The 22,837-nt window shown below is 58.9% G+C and carries 17 protein-coding genes and 1 tRNA gene; 9 read left to right on the plus strand and 9 right to left on the minus strand.

What is annotated here, in order from left to right; all coding sequences use genetic code 11:
- Window positions 1-4 precede the first annotated feature (4 nt).
- The 5 genes from NCT04_RS04995 to NCT04_RS05010 all read left to right on the plus strand — a co-directional run bounded on the left by NCT04_RS04995 (window position 5) and on the right by NCT04_RS05010 (window position 3,502).
- Entirely contained in the window at window positions 5-979 is a 975-nt protein-coding gene (locus NCT04_RS04995) for a pentapeptide repeat-containing protein (RefSeq protein ID WP_250464105.1), read from the plus strand.
- Between the two features lie 356 nt (window positions 980-1,335).
- Complete coding sequence (locus NCT04_RS05000; RefSeq protein WP_250464107.1) at window positions 1,336-1,536, plus strand: hypothetical protein; 201 nt, start codon at window positions 1,336-1,338, stop codon at window positions 1,534-1,536.
- A 71-nt stretch (window positions 1,537-1,607) separates the two neighbouring features.
- Window positions 1,608-2,105 carry a lysozyme gene (locus NCT04_RS05005; RefSeq protein ID WP_250464109.1) on the plus strand — a complete coding sequence of 166 codons (498 nt, stop codon included), beginning with the start codon at window positions 1,608-1,610 and terminating at the stop codon, window positions 2,103-2,105.
- A 123-nt stretch (window positions 2,106-2,228) separates the two neighbouring features.
- The gene (locus tag NCT04_RS34855; protein ID WP_502800352.1) at window positions 2,229-2,756 is read left to right on the plus strand and encodes a DUF7338 family protein; all 528 of its coding nucleotides are present in this window, start codon (window positions 2,229-2,231) and stop codon (window positions 2,754-2,756) included.
- A 155-nt stretch (window positions 2,757-2,911) separates the two neighbouring features.
- Window positions 2,912-3,502 (plus strand): lysis system i-spanin subunit Rz, encoded by a 591-nt coding sequence (locus NCT04_RS05010; RefSeq protein WP_250464111.1) that lies wholly within the window; start codon window positions 2,912-2,914, stop codon window positions 3,500-3,502.
- Window positions 3,503-5,168: 1,666 nt separating this feature from the next.
- On the opposite strand, the gene NCT04_RS05015 is transcribed toward NCT04_RS05010, so the two are convergent.
- The gene (locus tag NCT04_RS05015; protein WP_350029999.1) at window positions 5,169-7,220 is read right to left on the minus strand and encodes a prolyl oligopeptidase family serine peptidase; all 2,052 of its coding nucleotides are present in this window, start codon (window positions 7,218-7,220) and stop codon (window positions 5,169-5,171) included.
- Window positions 7,221-7,454: 234 nt separating this feature from the next.
- Window positions 7,455-8,255, minus strand: a complete 801-nt coding sequence (locus tag NCT04_RS05020; RefSeq protein WP_250464114.1) for a hypothetical protein — start codon at window positions 8,253-8,255, stop codon at window positions 7,455-7,457.
- 298 nt (window positions 8,256-8,553) lie between these two features.
- On the opposite strand from NCT04_RS05020, the gene NCT04_RS05025 reads away from it, so the two are divergent.
- A complete protein-coding gene (locus NCT04_RS05025) occupies window positions 8,554-9,252 on the plus strand; it encodes a LuxR C-terminal-related transcriptional regulator (protein ID WP_250464116.1) in 699 nt (232 codons plus the stop codon).
- A gap of 605 nt (window positions 9,253-9,857) precedes the next feature.
- Here NCT04_RS05025 and NCT04_RS05030 read toward each other — a convergent pair.
- The gene (locus tag NCT04_RS05030) at window positions 9,858-10,955 is read right to left on the minus strand and encodes a site-specific integrase (RefSeq protein ID WP_250464118.1); all 1,098 of its coding nucleotides are present in this window, start codon (window positions 10,953-10,955) and stop codon (window positions 9,858-9,860) included.
- Window positions 10,956-11,169: 214 nt separating this feature from the next.
- Between NCT04_RS05030 and NCT04_RS05035 the strand changes: the two genes are divergently transcribed.
- A tRNA-Arg gene (locus NCT04_RS05035) sits at window positions 11,170-11,244 on the plus strand.
- A 577-nt stretch (window positions 11,245-11,821) separates the two neighbouring features.
- Entirely contained in the window at window positions 11,822-14,986 is a 3,165-nt protein-coding gene (locus NCT04_RS05040) for a PAS domain S-box protein (RefSeq protein WP_250464119.1), read from the plus strand.
- 9 nt (window positions 14,987-14,995) lie between these two features.
- On the opposite strand, the gene NCT04_RS05045 is transcribed toward NCT04_RS05040, so the two are convergent.
- From NCT04_RS05045 to NCT04_RS05070, 6 genes are read right to left on the minus strand one after another with little or no spacing between them, the layout of a single operon-like run.
- Window positions 14,996-16,318 carry a hypothetical protein gene (locus NCT04_RS05045; protein ID WP_250464209.1) on the minus strand — a complete coding sequence of 441 codons (1,323 nt, stop codon included), beginning with the start codon at window positions 16,316-16,318 and terminating at the stop codon, window positions 14,996-14,998.
- Window positions 16,318-17,898: a vWA domain-containing protein gene (locus NCT04_RS05050; RefSeq protein WP_250464121.1), complete on the minus strand. Its 1,581-nt coding sequence runs from the start codon at window positions 17,896-17,898 to the stop codon at window positions 16,318-16,320. Before NCT04_RS05050 ends, NCT04_RS05045 begins: the two co-directional genes overlap by 1 nt.
- A gap of 1 nt (window position 17,899) precedes the next feature.
- A complete protein-coding gene (locus NCT04_RS05055; RefSeq protein ID WP_250464123.1) occupies window positions 17,900-18,913 on the minus strand; it encodes a vWA domain-containing protein in 1,014 nt (337 codons plus the stop codon).
- The gene (locus NCT04_RS05060; protein WP_250464125.1) at window positions 18,900-19,415 is read right to left on the minus strand and encodes a DUF4381 domain-containing protein; all 516 of its coding nucleotides are present in this window, start codon (window positions 19,413-19,415) and stop codon (window positions 18,900-18,902) included. The genes NCT04_RS05055 and NCT04_RS05060 overlap by 14 nt, the downstream gene beginning before the upstream one ends.
- Window positions 19,412-20,395, minus strand: a complete 984-nt coding sequence (locus tag NCT04_RS05065; RefSeq protein WP_250464126.1) for a DUF58 domain-containing protein — start codon at window positions 20,393-20,395, stop codon at window positions 19,412-19,414. The genes NCT04_RS05060 and NCT04_RS05065 overlap by 4 nt, the downstream gene beginning before the upstream one ends.
- 18 nt (window positions 20,396-20,413) lie before the next feature.
- Entirely contained in the window at window positions 20,414-21,373 is a 960-nt protein-coding gene (locus NCT04_RS05070) for an AAA family ATPase (protein ID WP_250464128.1), read from the minus strand.
- Window positions 21,374-21,613: 240 nt separating this feature from the next.
- On the opposite strand from NCT04_RS05070, the gene NCT04_RS05075 reads away from it, so the two are divergent.
- Window positions 21,614-22,822: a formylglycine-generating enzyme family protein gene (locus tag NCT04_RS05075; RefSeq protein ID WP_370652093.1), complete on the plus strand. Its 1,209-nt coding sequence runs from the start codon at window positions 21,614-21,616 to the stop codon at window positions 22,820-22,822.
- The last annotated feature ends 15 nt before the right edge of the window (window positions 22,823-22,837 follow it).

The raw sequence follows: 22,837 nt of genomic DNA on the forward strand, positions 1-22,837 counted from the left end.
GCGGATGCAAGCGAACGAGACCAAGTGGGGACTTCTACCTTGGAACAAAGGTTTCGACTATAAGAATCGCCGAACGGGCGAACTGGTCCTCACGCAAACCGACGATAAATTCCGAGATTCGCTGCGTGAGGCTGTTTCCAAAAAGCGTGATCTCAGCCATATCGACCTGGGTAAAACAACAATATTTAGTGGCGCTCCGCTATCAGATTCGCAGTTGCGCGCAGCGCGCCTGGCCGACGCAAATCTGGTGGGGGCGAATCTGGAACGAGCTACGATTGAACAAGCCGATATGCGCAGTGCCGATCTAGAGGAGGCAGTGCTCGTTGGCGCGCAATTGAGCGGTGCCGTTCTGTGCGGCGCTAATTTGGTCAATGCCAAGATGGCTGGGGCTGTATTGCGTGGCGCGGATTTGATGGGCGCTAACTTGTACGGAGCTGACTTGAAAGGGGCTGATTTGCGCGATTGCAACCTGAGCGGCGCGATGCTTGAGGGCGCGAACCTCGACGGCGCAATTCGCAGCGACACGTCATGGAAGCGTGGCACTGAGATCAAAAACCGTCATACCGGCGCGGTGATTCTAACCACGCAGAGCGACAACCTTGCTGACGATCTCAGTCAAGCCGCGAACAGGAATTTAAGTCACGCAGATCTTGGCGGCGAGCATCGGGGCAGTGCGCCGCTCGTGAATGTGAAGCTCGCGAACGCCTCGCTTTGCGATGTCGACTTCACTGGAGCAAAGCTCACATGCGCGGACCTGCGTGAGGCTGATTTGCGGGGTGCGATTCTTGTGCGAGCTGCGCTTGAGGGCGCGAATCTGAGTGGAGCATGTCTGCGCAGCGCGGATCTGTCCGATGCTGACTTGCGCGGAGCTGACCTAAGCGGCGCGGACCTGGATGGCGCGTGTCTTTACAAGGCAAATCTTCAGGGTGCCGATCTGGCAGGCACGAATTTGCGTGCTACGTGCTTCAACCGGATTTAGCGATAGCAAAGCTATCGCGTGTGATCGGTCGGCTGTCTGCTGTGTGGCGTGCAAGCTCAGAATTCGTACGCGTCACATTGTTCAAGGAGCACAACACGCTTAAAGTGATAGCGCTCCGCACGTATTGGTAACGGCGTTGCTCGTCCGAATGGACGGGCAATTGCGGAGTAGTTTGTGATCCTCGACCCTGAGGGCCATTTTCAAGCCCTCTTTAAGCCGCCTCGTGCGGCTTTTTTTTCGTCCATTCACGCGCGCCAGGAAGTGGCTAGCGCGATTGAGGAGCAATTAAGCCTCTGCGAAAGGATCGCACATCAAAGCACGCAGACGACACTTATGTGGTGATTAGTGGAGATGCAATGAAAGACGATGTAACCGCAAGCGCGGCAAAAGCGATGCCCGTCATTGGTGGAAACTTTTGGCTGTGGCTGAATAATCACGATATCAATTGGTGGGTAGCGGTGGCGACGCTTGCCTACATTGGCGCTAGTTTCGTGTTCGCCTGGAGAAAAGATCGGCGCGACCAACGCGCGCGCGAACGCGAGTCGGCTCACGCCTGATTCGCATAAATATGAACGGAGCCCCGCTTGCCATCGGCAGTCGGGGCTTTGTTGTTTCTGGAGATCATTGAATGGCAAACCTTGGGAGAGCAGCGCTCGCGGGCATAGCCGGCACCGTGGCCGCGACGACGCTGTATTGCATCGTGCCTCGCTTTGAAGGGGTTGTGCATCGCGGTTACCTCGATCCTGTGGGTATCGCGACGAAATGCAGCGGCGACACGCACAACGTCGTTGTCGGTCAGTCGTACAGTTCGGCCGAGTGCTGGGAGTCGTTGAACCGCCAACTCATGAAGCATGCCGATAATGTGCTTCGGTGTACGCCAGAATTGAAGGACCATCCGAATCAACTCGCAGCCGCGGTCAGCTTTGCCTACAACATAGGCGGCACAGCCTACTGCAAAAGCACAGCCGCGAAACGATTCAATGAGCGTGACTGGAGGGGCGCTTGCCGGGCGATGAATGAATCAGACGACGGGCGCGCTCAATGGGTGAGTTCAAGAGGCCGGGTGCTTCCTGGCCTTGTAAAACGGCGCGCTGAGGAGCGTGCACTTTGTGAAAAGGAACTGTAAATGAGGAGTCTGAATCGAATCCGGTCGATAGTGCGCACGTTGCGGCGAGGCCTTCCAACGTCGAGGATGCCCAGACCTTCCGCCGATCGCTCCGGCGAGGCGCGCAGTATTGCTTTGATGATCATGCGCTGGCTCGGTCTTGCGTTCGTCAGCCTGTGCGTTGTATTAATAGCGTGCCTTATGGCACCCGTGCTACCGTTATTTGCCCTCGGTAGTAATACTTTGCCGCGTTGGTTGCGATGGTTCCAGACACCTGATAATTCCTTAGACGGCGACGAAAATTTTAAGAAAAACCTTGCCCCCTTTCCTGGGCCACAGCGGGGCTGGCGGCAGTATGTTAACCGGGTTGTTTGGCTGTGGCGCAATCCTTCTTACGGGTTCGACCTTGAAGTTCTTGGGTTCACCGCGACAGAAGACGCGACTCTGTCCACGTTCGGCACGCTGCCGATGAACGTTGCTCCGCCGCGTACGGGATGGTACTTCGCGGTGGCGGGAAATCTTGACGGTACAACCGCGTGGCAGTTTTATGCCGTAAAGCGTTGGGGAGCGTGGGCGTCGCGCGTGAACTTTGGCTGGAAGCTGTGGAGCGTACCTGGCAGGTGCCAGTTTGTAGTGACGATACAGCCTTACCTTTCGATATCGACGCAATAGCTGGCGCGTCGTACACAAAAGACGCGTGATGTAACCGCTGATTGCCGCGTCCGATCGGCGGATGCAGCTATCGCTTGAACTTCACTGACGCGAGCTTCTCTGTTGGAGCCCGTCAGTCGATATCGCATTGAAATTCTTAAGCGAGGAAAGGACTCGTGTCCTCAACTTTCAGCGACGTAACTCTCCGTCTGGTCTTTGGCGTCGTAATCGGTGCGACGGCGATGCACGCGTCCGACAACGCTCAACTCGTTCTCGAGCAGGCTGCGCATGCACGCGATAACGAAGCGAATGCGCAAAAGCTCAGTGCGGTATCTGATGTTGCGGCCAAGGCCGCAAGCGAATCGATCGCCGCGCATAACGCAGCGGCCGCGCAAATCGCAGCACTCGACAAACGTTTCTCTAAGGAGCTTGCATCTCATGAAGATGATAACGCCAAAAATCGCGATGCTGTTGCTGACGGCACTCGTCGGTTGCGCATCGCAATCGCGGACGCAGAACGCCGTAGCAGTGCCGCAAATTCAAGCAGTGCCGCCGGCGGCGTGGGCGATGGAACGCGTCGCTACGCCGAGTTATCACCAGCGGTTGGAACGGCTCTTTTCGGAATAGTTGACGATGCGGACAACGACGCACGTAGAAAAGCCGAATACCTCCAGCGATACATCTGCGCGCTTCAGAAACAGGGCGTGATCGCGGGCAGATGTTCCGATCGGAGCCGCGGGCGCGAGCTTCCAACGGGCGCTTCTTGATACGGCGAATATTCGACGTAATGATTTGGCGCGAGAAAATCAACGCATAGGCTTCGACGAACTTTCAGCGTCAGCAAAGCAATTACATGAATTGTTGGGAATACCTTTGTGTCAGACAAGGCTGAAATTCGTACGAGTCCAATTGTCCGCCAAGCAGAATATTCATAAAGTAGTATCCGCTTCGCGTCTGTATCAACAGCATGCCTGATCTGAACGGTCAAGCAATTGCGGAGCAGTTTGTGATCCCCGACCTTGAGGGCGAAGCAAGCCCTCCTTAAGCCGCCTTGGGCGGCTTTTTTTTGACCACTGGTTGAGTTCAAGCAAAGAGCGCGACCGGCGTGGTGGATATCCGACGAAGAACAGGCGAGCGTCGGAAGACCACGATGGATTACTTCTCACGGTAGAAAACTCGACGGTCTGGTGACGCGTTGGGCCACGGAGCGCCCGCTTTGCGAGTAAGCTTTTTGACGCAAGTGTGTGTATCTGCAATTCGAACTGACTTCATAAATCGGCGGCGACAGTTCGCCTAAGAGTTCTCTCAGTCCAAATCTGTGTGCTTTACCGGCATTGCATATTGGGCATGCGGGGGGCCTTTGCGGGTTTCTGGTTGAATAAGAACCAACTCGGTTCGTAAGCCGGCGGTTGTATTTTTTAGGCGCATTGACTCACCCGCATTTATGTAGGGCTTCGGTAGTACAACTATCCGTCTACTTGGAAGTAGCACAATGAATGGAGCCATCCTCACTGGGTAGTCGGTTGGATTCGTAATCGTCAAGGTGCTGCCTAACTCTTGAAATTGCAACTTGGTCCATGGTTCGATGTTTTGCCTCAACTCCGCTGGCCCAGAAAAAATCCTCATTGACGCTATTCCCGCGCTTGACCAGAGTGTGGAACTGATTAAGTTGGATGTTGTTTCGGAAAACCTTGCGCTTTTGCGGGGTGCAGGAGGTATGACGTTCGACGCCAACGCCTTAGCGTGGATAGCAAAAGGGTTAGAGTTACCGCACATGCTGCACTGCTCAAAGGAATGCTCTACATAGCCGGTATTATGGCCGGGCCCATGCCCGAGAATCAGCCACGCCAAGATGGTCGTTATGAGATCGTGGGTTGTCATGCCTATATTGTTGCGAGTTAAAGGAACTAAGCTACGCGATGAAGGCGATAACATCAATCAGACGCTTCTCGGACTTGTCATTGAAATGTCCGAGAGCGCCAATACGTCATCGAGGACTGCAGCCCGTTAATGTCGAACTGTCGGATGGAATGCTGAGAAGGCTTTGTATAGCCCAGCCCCAAGGCCCTAAAATCGTCATATCTCTCAGCGTTGCAGCAGACTTCTTATGGGAGCCGTCGGCCTGCTGTCGGCGTCATTGGCGTTGAAACCGGTGCGCATTCCGGGCTATCACTAGAAGTGGAGCAACTGGTTGCAAAATGGGAAATGACGCCGAGTATAGCGCTCGCGCGACAGTTAGATAGTTGCAACGCTATGTCTGCGCGCTACAGCAGGAACAGAGTATCGTCGGCGACAGCAAAGACTCCTTTCCCTCGAAGTGACGATTGTTCTGCCTTTGCTAGACCACGGTATCTACGTCAAAAGGGACTGTTGGGCAGGAAAGTATTGACTCTCACCAAAACCTGTTTGCGGAGGGCTCCATGCTGCGTGGAATCACCCCTCAAGACGCCCAATCATTTTGCGAAAAAATTCAAAGTTGATCGCTTCACTGCGCGCGATCTGTACAGGTGTCACTCCCGCGCCGTGTCCTCCTTCATCCACTTCTCGATACCAAACGTTGCTGTGCCCTTGCGCCTGCATCTTTGCCACCATCTTACGCGCATGAGCCGGATGCACGCGGTCATCGCTCGTCGATGACGTGAACAGTGCCGGCGGATATATGACATCAGCTTTCACATTTTGATAGGGCGAATAGGACAACAAATTGCTGAGGTCGTCATTTTTATTGGGATCCCCATATTCGTCAATCCACAATGCGCCTTGCAGTAGCAAGTGAAAACGCGCCATGTCGAGTACTGGCATTTCCGACAGCACAGCACCGAAAAGATCGGGTCGCTGCACCATGCATGCCGCCACCAGTAGGCCGCCGTTACTGGCACCGCGAATCGCAAGCTGCTTCGGCGACGTGACATTCGAGTGAATCAGCTCCTGCGCGACCGCAATGAAATCGTCGAATGCCACTTGTCGGTTCTTGCGCAACGCCGCCTGATGCCAGGCTGGTCCAAACTCGCCGCCGCCGCGAATGTTGGCGACCGCATACAAGCCGCCGCGCTCAAGCCACGCGATGCCTGTCGTCGCATCGTACTGCGGATCGAGTGCTATTTCGAAGCCGCCGTAGCCATAAAGCAGGCAAGGGCGGGCAGCGGTGTATGTTTCCACATTGTGGCCGATCAGCCAGTATGGGATGCGTTCGCCGTCCGGCGCAATAGCATGATGGCGCACGGCTGACATTCCGTTCGCGTTGAACTGGGCGGGCGACTGCGCTAGCAGTTGGCAGGGCGCGTTGTTGGCGACGTCGGCATGGTAGAGCGTAGGAGGTGTCAAAAAATGTTCGACTTGAATTAAGACCGTATCGTCCCGCTTGCCGTCGACTGCGCGCACGGACATCTGACCCGCTTCTGGTATGGAAAAATCGCGCCATTCCCACGAAGCGTTGCAGTCGACTGGCGGGCGCATCAACGTTATGTGCGGCCTACCATTGTCCTTTTGGGAGACGACGAGCCAATGTTTTGTATGATCGATTCCGGCGAGCACTCTGCGATCGGACGGTACGAATAGCTCTGTAAAGTCTTGCCCTCCGGCAAGGAAAGTGTCTCGGAGGATGACGAGCAGCGAACCTGCATCATGGCGCTTCCCGTTAACGGTCCATTGTTTGCGCAGCGTGACGATAAGCCAGCGGTTCCAATGATCAATTTCAGCGTGTGCCGGCAGGTCATATTGCCTCCAGCAACCTGTTGTTTCGTCAAGCCAATAGTGCAGCGTTTCGTAGAACGTCAAGTTGCGAAATGCAAAACGCAACTTCGCAGCCGGGTCATAGAAGGCAACCGCAACCATATCGCTTTTTGCGCCCTCAAACGCGACGGGTGCATCGGCGAGACGCGTACCGCGGGTCCAGAGACGCGATTGTCGCGGTAAGCCTGAAGTTGTGACCGCGTCTTCTGCGTCATCGAGGCTGTCATCCCAACTTACGTAGACAGCGTCGCAACTGATCCATGAAATGAAATGTTTCCCGACGTTGGGAATATTGAAGCCGTCATCTATGAAACGATTTGCTTCAACATCGAATTCGCGTACTACGCACGCGTCGGACCCGCCACGAGAGAACTTGATCAAGGCGCGGTTGTGGTCGGGGTGCAATAAAGTGTAGCTAGCCAGCGTCCAATGGATGTCTTCTATATCGGACACGTTCAGGTCAATCGCGCCAACATCCAAAACTGTTTCCCAAACCGGTTCACCAGCAAGCCATGCATGCCAGGCAGTGCGTCTTAAGATACCTAGGGGATACTCATTGTCTTGCCAGGTGTTGTATGCCCAGTCGCCATGACGCGTACACATCACAATCCGGTCCTGCGACGTATATGCCCGTTCGAGGCGCGTCGCGAGTGCGAGGGTGTCTGCTGGCTCGCCGAACGTCACCTCGGTTCGACATGTTTGGGCGTCAACCCAAGCCTGCGCGCAAAGACTATTTAGCGATTCGAGCCCCATGAAAGCGTCGGGATCGTTTGATTTGGGCCAAAGTAGGCCGTCGCAGTGCCGTGATCTATAAGTCATCAACGAGAAAATTAAAAACTGCTCTAGAAAAGAATCGGCGATTCAAACGCAGCTTCAACATAAGAAGGCGTCACAGTGCTCTGGTTATCGCTGCCGCGCGGCTGGTCCGCCTACTTCAACCCCGGTTACGGTAAGGCCCAAAGTTTGTCTTGGATTAACACCACAGGGTTATTCAAATGGTCCATGCCATGAGCGTTCGATTGCAGTCCACGGACGCAGATGCAGATCAAGCGAAGAGGTCGTGATCCCAGTCGGAGTCTCGATGGTGATACCGATTGCGGATGGTGTCATGCCTGACGCCACTCCGCGGCAGAGCTGCCATGACTGTGGCGCGATGTAGCGCTGCGAAAGCACAAACGTTTGGCCGAAAGGGACTAAGGTGACTAGCGGAGAAAGAAAGACGATATGCGCGCTACGATTCTCAATGATTACGTCGCCATATTTGTTTATCGATGCCGAGAGCAACTCGCATGGGTCGTCTTCAAACTTTAGTGCCGTTGGTCGAACAATTAAAGGAATGGATGTCTCTGCTTCCTGCGTGGCAGCGTTGGGATAGGATTGGAACCATTCAAAACGGGCTCGGTACAATTGTTCTGTCTCTGCTTCGCCCGTGAGGAGAACGTAGTCGATAGTTCCACACTCCCCGCTTTCTAAACTCATCATAAGGGGCATTACCATGATCGATGTCGCTTGCGTCTCCGGGAACCGGTGAACTGACGGTAACACTACAATGCGAGACCTGCCTACGTTTTGAACCGCTAGTTTTGTTTGCTTCGCGTCCGTATCGACCGTTATCACACGCGCACCGATGGCTAGCGAATCAAATAGCGAGCTTTTCTCACACTCGTGGTTCAAATCGGTGCTTCTACAAGCTGGCTCTATTCTCACCTTGTCCAGAAGGCGCTTCTTCCCGCGTTGCAATTTCGTGATTATCGATCGTGGTTTGTCGGTGAACGATTGGGTCGGCATCTTATTTTCTCCCTCGTGTGTTTTCCTGTTAAGCATCTGATACCCAGTTTTGCGCGTCTGATTAGTTTGGCCTGAACTTCGGACATAGACAATCGGACCTTTCGTATTCGCATCTCGAATGTGTCCGACCCGAATCGAAGCCTGAGTTCAGTATGGGTGCAGTTTCGCAACGGCGCGTCATCGTGCCGTGCGCCATATTCGTACGAGTCAGATTGAGGGCGGCCGACAGTTCATCTAATCTGACTGCCCTTTGTCCGTCCGGTGATCCGCTATCTTCTGCGGCGTACCTTCACGTTCCATGAGTTGGCTAAAAATGTGTATAAAAGTTATTTCTGCTGAAAGCCACCCGCTAACCGCGCTCGGAGTTAAAACTCTTATCCAGCGTTATGAAGGGATGGATTTGGTGGCAGCCGTTCGAAGAAGCGATGAACTTTCGAATGTGGCGTCAGCGCACGATTTTCACGTCGTGGTAACAGATCAAGAGGCGGCTTGTGAGGCGGCCGGAAAGTCGTTCAGACCGTTGCTAAAAATAATCCTTGAAGACCATCCAGCGGTCGGCGTGGTTCTACATTCTTGTGTCCGCAATCTGGCTTATGTATCGACTTTAGCGCAGCTTGGTGTACATGCGATACTTGATAAAGAAGACATAATCGAGTTTCTACCAGTCGCTATTCTGGCTGCTCACGCGAAGGCTACTTATGTTTCCCCAAAACTTGCAGGTTTTAACATCGCCCAAAGCTCGACTGCTGATGTCAGGCCGTTGTCTCGGTGCGAGATAAATGTGTTGAAATCGGTCTTGGCCGGATTGTCTGTGAAGGAGATATCGTTGACGCTCTACCGGTCAAAGCAAACAGTGAGCACACACAAGAAAAATGCGATGCGAAAGCTTCAAATCAATTCAGACGCCGAGTTATTCCGAGCCTTTTCTGAGCAAGATTTCGCGATTGTTGAGTCCGGGCTTCGTTATATCACTAGTGGTCCGCAATGCAAAGGGTAAGCGGATTGTTTAATGTTAGCCGATATAGGCAATCGATCATCCCAGCTATTTTGTTTTGCGTTGCTTTCGGGCTGTTGGGCTGTACAGATCTGCACGAGCACGGCTATGCAGGCTCTATCCCGAACTCAGATGCATCGCCCACAAATCCTGGGCCAGAGCTGCTTCTTTATCGAGCTGAAGATCTTTCAGGGCGGGTCCAAAGTTTTTTGGCTGACGGCTACGTCGTTGTAGCCGTGGCGGCTTTCGTCACAAGTGACGAAGGTAAGGAAAGGGAGAAAGCAGTACAGTTTGGAACGGACAACAACGCCGACGTTGTGATTACGTGGGACGTGCCTGCCAAGGAGTCCAGCATGAATATACCCTCCGGCCTGCCACCGCGGTTTTGTCGATTCGCGGGCAGCCAATGTGGTTCTATCAGCGTTGTTCGAGCGAACCGCGCGCACGTATATGTCGCAATGGCTAAACGGCCTAATGCCGATACAGCCTAACGAACTGAGTTCCTTAAGTCGGCGGACCGTCAATTGCAAACGATGCCGTGCGGGAATGGCGCGTGTATGACTGAAGCGCAGTGAGAGTATCGGTGGGGGCCTCCGGTCGCCCATCGATTAGGCGGCCGTGTCGATTTTGAGGCGGCCCTTTCTTGCGATGTTGGCGACGCTTAGATTTGTGTACCGCTTCAGGTTACGCCAGTCCTTATGGCCGGTGACTGCCGCAACTTCAGGAATTTCCCAGCCTGCTTCAAAAAGAGCGCTGGTGGCTTCATGTCGCAGATCGTGCAGGCGGAGGTCGACGATTCCTTTTGCATCGCAGGCTTGCTTGAAGTACTTGCTCGCAGTGCCTTTGTTGAAACGAAAAATAAATTCGTTTTTATGCGGCGGTAGGGAAGGATCAGCGGCCTGCTTGCGTGCGTAATCTTCTGGGACCGGATAGCGCGGTTGTCTTGCAATGACTTCGAACGAGTCGCCGATAAGCGGAACCCACTCGTTGTTGCCGACCTTCTGCCTCGGATGCTTTCGGTCTCGAACAAGCGCCAGATGTTTCTCCTCGTCAATGTCGTCCCAGCGTAGCGAGAACAGTTCCCCGCGTCGGAAGGCACACTGCATGGCCACGCGAAGTAGGTCGGGCATTGCCTGCTCACGTTCCGGGTGTTCCGCAAACCAAGCGAAGATCTTTTCAATTTCTTCTTTCGAAGGGCGGCGTTCTCGCTTTTTACCTGGTCCTATTAGATGCATGTGGTGAAGAGCGGGCCGCGCGGTGGCAACTGCATCGGGGAGAACAATGTCCAGCAGTGAAGCAGTGTGGCGCATTACGGTGCCGAGCTTCGATAGATCCATGTCGATCGTGTAGGCGCCAGCGCCGCCCGTTTTGCGCGCTTGGGCAAATTTGACAATACGCTGCGTGTTCAGCTCCGCCGCTAAGCCACCTCCAAACGCATCTTCCAGCCGTTGCAGAATGTAATGTTCATTCGACTTAAGCTTGATTGGGTGGCCGGACGCAGCGCGTGCCTCGCGATATTTGTCAATCAGGTGTCCGACAGTGACGGCGCGAGCGTCGGCGGCGTTTTGTCCCTTGTCGATCGCTGTTTCCTGCTCGCGTGCCCAAGCTTGTGCCGCGCCTTTCGTTTTGAATGTCTTTGTTATACTCTGCCCGCGACGGCGCACCTGGGCGCGCCAGCGGCTACCAACTTGCAAAATAGAAGCCATCTGTGATCTCCATAGTTGTAGCAGTGCCAGATCAGTTGCTAGCCCAAAAAGTGGGTTTTGTAGCAAAATTGTAGCAAAGATGGTTTTAAACGAGGTCTCATTGCGTGTCACGGTGCTTCATTTAGGAAGAAGCTCGAACGGCCGGAAACGCAAGCTGGATAAGGCTTAAGGACTGATTATCTTGAGTCCGAGTCGTCCCCTCGGAATGGTCTCTCTCCCCGTAGTTCAATGGATAGAACGAGTGCCTCCTAAGCGCTAGATGCAGGTTCGATTCCTGCCGGGGGGACCATCCTAGGTGCCGACATCACCTAAGAAAACCCCATCGCCCTCTCGAAAACGCCAATCGGCAGGGCGCGCTCATGAGCGGCAAGCGCCCGTCGAATGGATACGCCTCGGCTCGGGATCTTGCATCCTGGCGCAAAGCGCGGCCACCTCATGGATTCCCCAGTCCTCGTGTGCGGGACGTCAGTCATTGGTTGACGCACCCATTTGAGGTGTCCACTACGGCTTGAGTCGATCAAGTCTGCCGAGACGCTGCGGCACCTACGACGAACCCCAAAGCGCGCTCGCAACCACGCCGGAATCGTTGCAAGCGCCTGGGATCGAGTTCAAGCCGACGCTGTAGCCAGCACGCATATCCAACATTGCCCCTGAGCGTCTTCCGCCATGAGATGCGCCCGTCGACTACGCGTGCCTCAATCAAATCGATCTTCACCGCCTGTTTAATTTTTTCCTTCCAGTGCCGTTAATCCAGAAAGTTCGCGCTTAGGGAAAAGGTTAAGTGATCGTCGAATTCGATCCATGAGACAACTTCGTTCCAACCTGCCATCAGCGCATATCGCCGCAACTTCTACTGGCGGGTGACAATGCATAACAATCCGGTGAAATTCTCCTTTACTCCGGCCGATCAGGAAGCGCTGGAGAGAAGCCTCGGGCGGATCGCCTTCGCGCCGGACGGCAGCATCCTTCGTGTCAACGAGCGCTTCCTGGAGCTCTTCGACTACAAGGGCTGGGAGCTCGTCGGACGCAATCGCAGCATCTTCAGGCCGCTCGCGACAGGCGCCACCGCGCCGGACGAGATCGATACGGTCTTCGCAACCGCCAAAGCCTTCTTCGGCGAGATGCAGCAATTGAAGCGCGATGGCACGTCCTTCTGGACCGAGGTTTCCTGCATACCGGTCGCAGCCGAAGACGGCGCGGTCGGCGAGACCGTCATGCTGGTGCGCGACGTCACTGACCGCATGATGTCGGCCGCCGACGTCGCCGGCCAGATCGCCGCCATCAATACTTCGCAGGCCGTCATCCATTTCGCCATGGACGGCACCATCCTTCATGCCAACGAGAAGTTTCTGGACGCCACCGGCTACCGGCTCGATGAACTCGTCGGCAAGCATCATCGAATGTTCGTCGCCGCCGACGAGGCCAGGGACCCGTCCTATGCCGCCTTCTGGGAACGGTTGCGGCAGGGTTTGCACGCTTCCGGCGAATATCGGCGATTCCGCAAGGACGAAAAGGCCGTCTGGCTTCGGGCAACCTACAATCCGATCCTCGACCTCGAAGGACGTCCGTTCAAAATCGTCAAGTATGCGGTCGACGTCACGTCGGAGAAGAAGCAGAACGCCGATTTCGAAGGCCAGATCGCCGCCATCGACAAGTCGCAGTGCATGGTGACCTTTTCGCCCGACGGCACCATTCTCGACGCCAACCGCAACTTCCTGGAAGCGGTCGGCTACACGATGGAGGAGCTCGAAGGCCGTCATCACCGCATGTTCGTCGATCCCGCGTACGCGCACAGTCTCGACTACGAGATCTTCTGGAGCGATCTGGCCGCCGGCCGTCATCGCAGCGGCGAGTTCCGGCGGATCGGCCGCGACAAGCGCGAAATCTGGCTGCAGGCAATCTACAGCCCGGTGCTCGACCAGGACGGGCGGCCCTTCAAGATCGTCAAATACGCGACGGTGGTCACGCGTGAAAAGCTTCGCCAGGCGGACCACCAAGGCCAGATCGCCGCGATCCACAAGTCGCAGAGTGTCGTCGCCTTCAATGTCGACGGCACGATCCTCGACGCCAACGACAACTTCCTGGACCTGACGGGCTATCGGCTGTCCCAGGTCATCGGTCGCCATCATTCGATGTTCGTCTCGGCCGAGGAGCGCGAAAGCGAAGCTTATGGGAAGTTCTGGCAGACGCTCGCCGCGGGTGAGTATCAAGCAGGCGAGTTCAAGCGGCTCGGCCGCGATGGCCGCGAGATCTGGCTGCAGGCTTCCTATAATCCGATCCTCGACATGAACGGGCGTACCTTCAAGGTCGTCAAGAACGCCGTCGACGTCACCGGGCAAAAGCTGCGGCAAGGTGATTACGAAGGACAGATCGCCGCCATCAACAAGTCGCAAAGCGTCGTCTCGTTCGACATGGACGGCAATGTGCTCGAGGCGAACGACAACTTTCTTACCCTGATGGGCTACGCGCTCCCGGAAGTCGTCGGCCGGCACCATCGCATGTTCGTCGACAAGGAGACCGTCGCGCATGCCGATTACGCACGCTTCTGGAGCGATCTGCGCGCGGGCAAGTTCCTGTCCTCGAAGTTCAAACGCATCGCCGCGAACGGGGCGGAAGTGTGGATTCAGGCGTCCTACAATCCGATCTACGACCTGAACGGCAAGCCCTTCAAGATCGTCAAGATCGCCGCCGACATCACCGCCGACGTCTCGCTCGCCGCCGATCTCTCGCGCGCCCAGAAAGAAGTCCAGCACGACCCGGCGACGGGCCTTCCGAACCGGCTCGGCCTGCGCAAGTTCATGCGTCAAGTGCTTTCGGCGACCGACAGCGAGCTCGCGCTCTTCTATCTCGATCTCGATCACTTCAAGCCGATCAACGACACGTTCGGCCATGAAGTCGGCGATCTCGTCCTGCGCACCGTTGCCGCCCGTCTGACGGGCGAGTTGACGGAAGGGCAGCTCGTCGCGCGAATCGGAGGAGACGAGTTCGTCGTCGCGGCCACGAATCTCACGCGGCCGCAGATCGTCGAACTCGCGGAGCGCCTCATCGAGTCCGTGTCGCAGCCGATCGCTCATGGCGAGCGGTGGCTGGAGGTCGGTCTTTCGATCGGTATCGCGCTGACGCCGCAAGACACGCTGGAGGAAGACGAGCTTTTCCGCTTCGCCGACGTCGCGCTCTATCGTTCCAAGGGCAAGCAGCGTGGCACCTTCACCTTCTACGCCGAGGATGCGGAAACCTCCGCCGAGACCGAGCGGCATCTGGCGCACGACATGCTGATCGCGATCAAGGCGCGTGAGTTCGATCTTGCCTGCAGCGTGCGTGTTTCTGCAAACGACGCAATCGCCGTCGAGATTCAGCCGTGGTGGAACCACCCGACGCTCGGCCGCCTCGGCACCGAAACCTACCTGCGCGTCGCCGAACAAAGCGGTCTCGTCGTTCCTCTCGGCGACTGGATCTTGCGCGAGGCCTGCAAGCTCGCCACGGACTTGCCCGAGATTACCGTTTGCGTGCCGGTCTATCCGAAGCAGCTCCTGACCAGCGACTTCGCCCAGACGCTGACGCTGGCGCTGCGAGAGAGCGGCGTGGACGCGAGCCGCCTCGAACTGCGGCTCGAACGCGGCACGGCGCGCGTCAACACGGAAAGCCTTCGCTCCGATGTCGCAAAGCTCAGGGCGATGGGTCTCGAAGTCGTCGCCGATAGCGTCCTCGCCGGCGAAAACGCGCTTTCGAATCGCGCCTACTGGAGCATGGACCGGGTGATGGTCGACGCGCGCCTCGGCGCCATTCTCAAGAGACAGGGTCATCCGCTCGCAACCGAGATTGCCGAGATCGAAGCTCGCGACGCCAAGGCGAAAATTTCCGGCAAACGTTGCTTCGAGATCGACGCCAAGGCGGCGCTACACAGCTTCGTGGTGCTCGATACGATCAAACCGGCCGAGCTCACGGCCGCGCTTCGCGAGACGAGTAAGAGCGCGGAGGATGCGCAGGCCGAAGACGACGGGATGATCGCGAACAAAGAGAACGTCGCGTGAGAGTCGGTTCTACCGATCTTCGTTGTCGTTGAGCGGAGCCAGCGCCGGGCGCTTCGTTCTCCAACTTCGCCAAAACTTCGTGTGACGGCGCAGACGTGTGGGTGGCGCTTCATCGGCGCGACCCGTGCCCCGATAATGGACGATGGCCGAATCCGCCAGTCGCTTCAAGTCGCTTGGTTCGAACTCGCCGATATTGCGAAGCCGCGCCGGACGCGGATAACGCGGATTGACGTCCATCCATCGGTAGAGCGCCGGAACGATGCGCGACATGCTGCCCGCGCTCGCGGCCTTTCGAAGCGCGTGCCACGCGGCAAACTCGCCTTCCGCGCGTGCTTTGCGCCACGCCGCCCACCGGCGCCAGCCGCGCTCGATCAGTACACGCATGCGCGGATAAAACCAGATCGCGAGCGCCATAGCCGCCAGAGCGACACACGCATACATGACGTCTCTCTCATCGAGGTAGATCACCGTATGCCGCACCAGGCCGCCCGGAATGTCCCAAAGCGGCCGTTCGCTCGCTGCATGCGCGCGAAAGCTGAGCGCCGGAAGATGAATCTTTTCGCGCGCGCGAGTGGTCGTGTTCCACCATTCGATATCGATTGCCGGCAGCGTGTACGTTCCGGGACGCTCGACGAGATACGCGACCGTATCCGTGCGCTCGCCCGCGACGAATCCCGAACGGTCCTGCGTGATATTGCGGGTTACCGGCGGCTTCGAATAACGGCGCAATCCGGCGATGTCCGCAAAAGCGAGCGGTGGAATAAGCATCGACTCGGTGCCTTCCGCGCTCTCCGTGACGGCACGCGTCAAGGTGCCGCCGACTTCCAGCTTGCCGTCCGAAGGTTCGATCCTTTGCGTCACGGTAAGCTTTGGCGTGGGGAAAAACGACGCCATGTCTTCGGCCCCCGCCGGCACGCTTGCGACCAACTCCAGCCGGGGCGTCGTAAGCGTGACCGGTCCGTCGGCGCCGCCGGGATGCAGCGTGATGGCGAACGGCGGCACATCGAAAGTGCCCGCCGCGCGCGGCACGATTCGATAGACGCGCCGGACCCCGAACCAGCGCACACCGTCCATGGTCTCCGAAAGATTCTGCGCACTCTCGTCAGGCAACGTGACGAACGCATCGTGCACGTCGAACAGCGGCCAGTCCGGCGCGGCCGTGAACCATGTGGTCGTGAGCGCATCGACGACGAGTTGCGCCGCGCTGCCCGCCACCACCTTGCCAGCCGGTTCGAGATGCGCGCGCAACATGGTTCGGGGCGCATCGTCCGCGTGAGCGATCGAAAACACGTTCGAGAGAATGACGAACCCTATCGCGAGGAGCAATCGCATCACGGGCTCGCTCCTGCTTCCTGTTCGAAGCGCTGATGTAAAAACGCCGCGGGCGATGTATTCAGATTACGCATCCACGTTTCCTCCGATGGACGCTGTTGCTCGACCAGCACGCGCTGGCCGCCTTTGATCTTCTTCTTGTCCGTCTCGACCTGATCGGGCTTCTGCGTGGTCGATTCGTCACTCTGCTCGTCGTCCTCGATGAGCATCTGTACCAGCTTCCGATTTGCACGCGCCTCCGCGAACCCCGCGCGATGCGCAATCGCGGCGTCGTAAGCCTTCATCGCGCCCGCGTAATCTTTCATCCGCGCGAGCGTGTTGCCGACATAGAACAACGCGTCCGGCGTGTCGAGTCGGGTGAACGTATCGAGTGCGCCGGCAAAGTCGCCGGCAAGATACTGTGCGCGGCCTTTCCACATGGGATCGTCGAAACGCGCGGCGGCACGCTTGTAGTCGCCATGTTCGAAGCTGTAGCGACCCTGCTGATCATGCGTTGCGAAGAGATCGAGCCACTCGAACGACGCGGCTTGCGCCTGCCTGGGAAAGTAAGCCATTGAAAGCGCAACTAGTATGATCGGCAGCCACTTCACCGTCCAGCCGCGCCTGAAGCAATACAAGGCGATGACGAGAATCGGCGCGAGCAGCCAGTAGCCCGATTCCTTCCAGCGCGGCACGATCTTCGAATCCTGCGCCGCTTCGAGATACACCTGCGCACGGTGCTGCACCCATTGCACGTCGTCATCGTCCGCGCGCATGCTTGCAAGTGGAATCGAAGCCGCTTGCGTGACTTTGCGGATGGCGGCTGCATCGAACGTGCCGGTGAGAGGGCGGCCCGCTTCGTCAGTCGCGATTTCGCCGTGCGCTCCACGGATCGCGCCGCCGCGTTCCGTGCCGACCGCGAGCCAAAGCAACTGGTGGCGCGATTCTTTCGCCATCCGAACGAAATCATCCGTATGGCTTTCATCGAAACCGTCGCTCATGAAGACGATCGTGCCCGCTGCGTCGTCGGCCTTCTGCAAGACACGCTCCGCAAGCGCCAGGCCGGCAGCGGCGTTCTTGCCGTCATGCGGCATCAATTCGGGCGCGAGCGCAGGCACATAAAGCCCGAGCAAGGCGGGATCTTCCGTGGGCGGCACGACGAGATGCGCGCTCGCCGCGAACACCAGCAGCCCGGTGCGCGCGCCTTTGCGCGCTGCCGCGAGATCGAGCACCTTTTGCCTTGCCCGTTCGATACGGCTTGGCGCGACATCGGTTGCATCCATCGAACGCGCGAGTTCGAGGACGATCATGAGCGGCGCCTTGTCCCGATCGAAGGGCGGACGTTCCTGTTGCCACGTCGGCCCCGCCACGGCAATGGCGGATAAGGCGATCAGCGCGGCCAACGAATGGATCGGCTGCAAACCACGCTTCGCACGCTCGCCGACGATCAGATGCTCCAGCAAATGCGGCGCGATGATGTTGCGCCAGCGTGAACGCACATCGTTACGACGCAACCACGCAAACGGTAATAGCACGGCTGGAATGAGCAGCAAGAGCCATAACGGGCGGAGGAAGTGAAAAGCCGTCAGATCGATAGCCATATCAAGCTCCGATCTCCCCGGGCACGCGACGCGGCGCGCGCAAGAGCGCAACGAGACAGGCAATGCCGTGATACAGCGTGAAGAGCGACACCGCGAGCGCGAGCGCCAGCCAGTAGAACTCCCGGCGCGGCCTGTACACCTCGCGCGTGATCTTTTCCGGTGTCATCTTGTCGATCTGCGCGTACACGGACGCGATGTCTTCCGCGCGGCCCATCGCATGGAACGACGTCCCGCCAGTCGTCCGGGCAATGCGGGTCAGCGCGTCGAGATCGACCTTGTCCTCGCCTTCGGTCTGCGGATCGCCGATACCGATGGTGTGCACCACGATGCCGTGATGCTTCGCAATCTGCGCGGCCTGCGTGGGCGCGATGGCGCTTGCGGTGTCGTTGCCATCGGTGAGCAGAATCAGCACCTTTTCCTGCGCGGGCGTGTTTTCCATGAGTCTGACCGCCAGCCCGATCGCGTCGCCGATAGCCGTGCGCGGTCCCGCCATGCCAATGCGCATGGCGTCGAGCAGCATCAGCACGCTGTCGTGATCGAGCGTGAGCGGCGCTTGCGGATAAGCACCGTCGCCGAACACGATCAGGCCGATGCGGTCGCCCTTGCGCTTCGCAATGAAATCGGCGACTACGCGCTTGACCGCGCTCAGGCGATCGAGCCGTTCGCCGGTCGCGCCATCGATGAAATCGCGCTCGCTCATCGATTGCGACAGGTCGATCGCAAGCAGCAAGTCACGCGCGGGCAACTCGTGCGCGACGGGCGGTTCGAGGAACACCGGCCGCGCCGCCGCAACCAGCAGCAAAATCCAGAGCACGGGCATGAGCAAGCGCTGCAGCCAGTTGCGGCGCAGACGCACGCCGCCGGGCGCGGGTTTCTCGCCGGCAGCATGGGCCATTTCCTGAAAGAACGGCATGCGCACGGCCGTCGATGTCGTGCGATACGCGGGCGCGAGCCACCACACGAAGAGGGGCAAGGGCAGCAGCGCGAACATCCACACGTACTCAAACTTCCACATGATGATGCTCGATCCAGTCGCGCGCCGCGTGAACGAGACGGTCGGCGTCCTGTCGCGTGATGGCGGCGAGTCGCGCTTGCGGCGCATATGTCGCGGTGAAAAGCAGCGCGCCGCTCGCATCGTCGAAGTGACCGTGCGTGGCGCGCAGAAATGCAAGCCAGGTTGCGCCGGTGAGCGCGGCCACTTGCCCGCGCGGCGCGGCGGCAAGCGCGGTACGTTTGATGAGCGGCGCGATCTCGGCAAGCGCGGCCGCACGGCTTGCTTCGTCGGCAAGCTTCGCTTCGATGCGCGCCAGTTCGGCAAGCGCCTCGCGCCGGTAGCGGCTCCTTTCATGCCGACGCCAGGCGAACCATCCGGCGAGCGCCGCCAACGCCGCGAGCAAGACAAGCACGAAAAGCCAGCCGATGGTCCGTGGCATATACGACACGGGCTCGGGCAACGGTAACTCGCGCAGCGCCTGCAACGCGGCGGGCGTGTCGGCGGGCATGAGCGGCGTGGTCACAGGCCGCCTTGCGCCGCGCGACGCACGCGCTCGCCGAATAAGCGCCGCACCTGATCGACGACCGGTTCGGCGGTCGATAACGCCATCAACGGCACGCCGCTCGTGCGCAATAGTTCCGCAATCGCTGCCGCGCGGCCCTTGAAGAGGCTGGCGAGCGGCGCACGCACGCGTTCCTTTTCCATGCGCAGCTCCACTTGCAAGCGTCCTTCGCTCACCACCAGCGCGCGATGCTCGGGCATGCCTTGCCAGAGCGGATCGAAGACGAGCGCCGCGATCACGTCGTTATGCGCCGCAATCTGCCGGAGCAGCCGGCGCGTGCGTTCATCGGCGCCTGCAAAGTCGCTCATGATGCACACCAGAAAGTCGTGCGATGCGATCTGCAACACGCCTTCGAGCGCAGCATTAAGTTGCGCGTAATTCGTTCGCGCGAGACTCTCGGCATGCAACGACGCGTTCATCCGCGCGATGGCGCCGAACAGCAAGTCGATGCGCGCGCGACTTCGCAACGGACGCACGCGGACCACTTCTTCGTCGCCGAACACGACGCCGCCCACGCGATCCCCAGCGGCAAACGCCATCCACACGGCGAGCGCCGCCGCTTCGGCCGCGACCACGGACTTGAGCGCACGGCTCGATCCGAAGAACATGTTCATGCGCTGATCGACGATGACCAGAAGCGGCCGATCGCGCTCCTCGGTATAGACCCGCACATGCGGCTTGCCCGTGCGCAGGCTCACGCGCCAGTCGAGATGGCGTATGTCGTCGCCGGGCAAATAGCCGCGCAGTTCCTCGAAATTCAGGCCGCGTCCGCGCATGCGCGACGCTTGCCGTCCCGACAAGATGCTCGTTACGGGCGCGGGCGCGATGAAGCTCAAACCCCGCGCGCGGCCTTCGAGCCCGGCGAGATGCGCGGCATCGACATAAACGCTGCCGATGGCCGAAGCGGGCGGGCCATGAACGTCTGCTGCGTCGTGCGGCATCGCGGGTTTCCTCCAGGCTCAAGCTGGCACGGCCACTTTCTCCACTAGCCGGTCTATCACTTGGTCGGCGCCGACCTTGTCGGCGGTCGCATCGTAGGACAGCAGCAAACGATGCCGCAGCACCGGATGGATGACCGCGCGCACGTCGTCTGGCGTGACGAAATCGCGCTCGTCGAGCCATGCATGCACGCGGCTCGCCCGATCCAGTCCGATCGCGCCGCGCGGGCTCGCTCCGACTTCGATCCATTTGCCGAGGTCGGCATCGAGCGCGCCGCCATGACGCGTCGCGTTGACAATCGATACGATGTATTCGTCGATGGCCGGCGCCACCGCGACGCGCCGGACGGCCTCGCGCGCGGCGAACACATCTTCCTGCGTCAGCGTTTCCATGGCGGCCGGCGCGCCCTCGCTTTCGCGACGCAGCAAGCGCAGCATGTCCGCCTCGCTCCGGGGCGACGCATAACCGATCAGCACCTTCATGAGAAAACGGTCCATCTGCGCTTCCGGCAGGGGATAAGTGCCTTCCTGTTCGATGGGATTCTGCGTCGCCATCACGAGGAAGAGTTCGGGCAGCGGGTACGTCTTGCCGGAGATTGAAATTTGCCGCTCTTCCATGGCTTCGAGCAGCGCGGATTGAACCTTGGCGGGCGCGCGGTTGATTTCGTCCGCGAGAATCAGATTGCCGAAGATGGGACCCGGCTGGAACGAGAGCGTGCGTTCGTTGCCCGATTGCAGAAGCGTCTCGCCGCCCGTGATATCCGAGGGCAGCAGATCGGGCGTGAACTGGATGCGCTTCATCGTGGCGGCCAGACGCGCCGCGATGGCCTTGACGGTACGTGTCTTTGCGAGACCCGGAAGGCTCTCGAGCAGCACGTGCCCATCCGCGAAAAGCGCAATGAGAATCTGGCGCACGACGGCCTCCTGGCCGATCACCGCTTGCCCGATGCTCGTCTCGAATCGCCGGATGAGGTCTTGCATGGCTCGCTCGCTAAGAGTGCAACGCGCACGCGTTGCTGATGCGATGATCCCGAAGCTGTCTGAACACGTGCTGCACAAGTTACTAAAGCAAGGCGGTTTCGTCAAAGCCGTGTCGGCCCTTTCGCAAGGATGCCTACCGTTTGCGGCATCGCTCGAAAAAAAGATTGCTAACATTTATTCGTTCGTATATTGGTGGCTCCATTGTGTTGGCTCCCATGCGACACGGTCGGGGTGACGGCAATGGCGAACATACCGGTGAATCACAACGCGGCCGGGCGAAGCTCGGAATTCAACGCAAGGCGCATGGCGCTCTGGGCCGTGCTCGTGCTGCTATGTCCGGCGCTCGTCGGATTCGCGGTGAGCCGCGCGCTGCGCGAGCCCGCCAGGCCGATGGTTCATGCCGTCCTCGGCGACGGCGTGAGCGGCCCGAAAGGCATGGCGTGGATACCTGGCGGCGAATTCCAGATGGGCAGCGACAGCAAGCTCGCGCAAGCCAACGAACGTCCGGCGCATACGGTGCGCGTTCACGGTTTCTGGATGGACGAGCATCACGTGACGAACGCCGAATTCGGCGCGTTCGTGGCGGCCACGCACTACATCACCACCGCTGAAAAGAAACCCGACTGGGAGACGCTCCGGGTGCAGTTGCCACCCGGCACGGCGCGTCCGCCGGACAGTGCGCTCACGCCGGGCGCAATGGTGTTCGTCGGCACACGGGAACAGGTGTCTCTGCAAGACTATTCGCGCTGGTGGCGCTTCGTGCCGGGCGCGGACTGGCGGCATCCCTCGGGGCCGTCGAGCAATATCGATGGCAAGGACGATCATCCCGTCGTGCAGGTCTCCTACGAAGACGCCGAGGCCTATGCCAAATGGGCGGGCAAGCGCCTGCCCACCGAAGCCGAATGGGAATTTGCCGCGCGCGGCGGGCTCGATCAGGCGACCTATTCCTGGGGCAACCAGTTCGCACCCGACGGCAAGCAAATGGCCAACGTCTGGCAAGGCCAGGAAAAGCAGCCGTTCCCCGTCGTCAACGCGAAAGCGGGCGGCGCGGCCGGGACGAGCCGCGTGGGGAGTTTTCCGGCCAACGGCTACGGACTCTCCGACATGACCGGCAACGCGTGGCAATGGGTAGCCGACTGGTACCGGGCCGATCAGTTCAGGCGCGAGGCATCGATAGGCGGGGTGGTCAACGAGCCCGCGGGCCCGGCCAGTTCATGGGACCCGGCCGATCCCGGCGTACCCGTGGAAGCGCCCAAACGCGTCACGCGCGGCGGTTCGTTTCTGTGCAACGAAGACTACTGCCTGAGCTATCGGCCAAGCGCGCGGCGCGGCACCGACCCCTACAACAGCATGTCGCACCTCGGTTTCAGACTCGTGGTGGATAAGGACGTCTGGCAAGCGGCGCATGGCGCATCGCCGGCGAATCCGACTCGGACCGCCGCTCGCTGAACGCATCGGCGCGGC

Source organism: Caballeronia sp. GAFFF2 (genome assembly GCF_023631485.1).
In the GTDB taxonomy this organism is placed as follows: domain Bacteria; phylum Pseudomonadota; class Gammaproteobacteria; order Burkholderiales; family Burkholderiaceae; genus Caballeronia.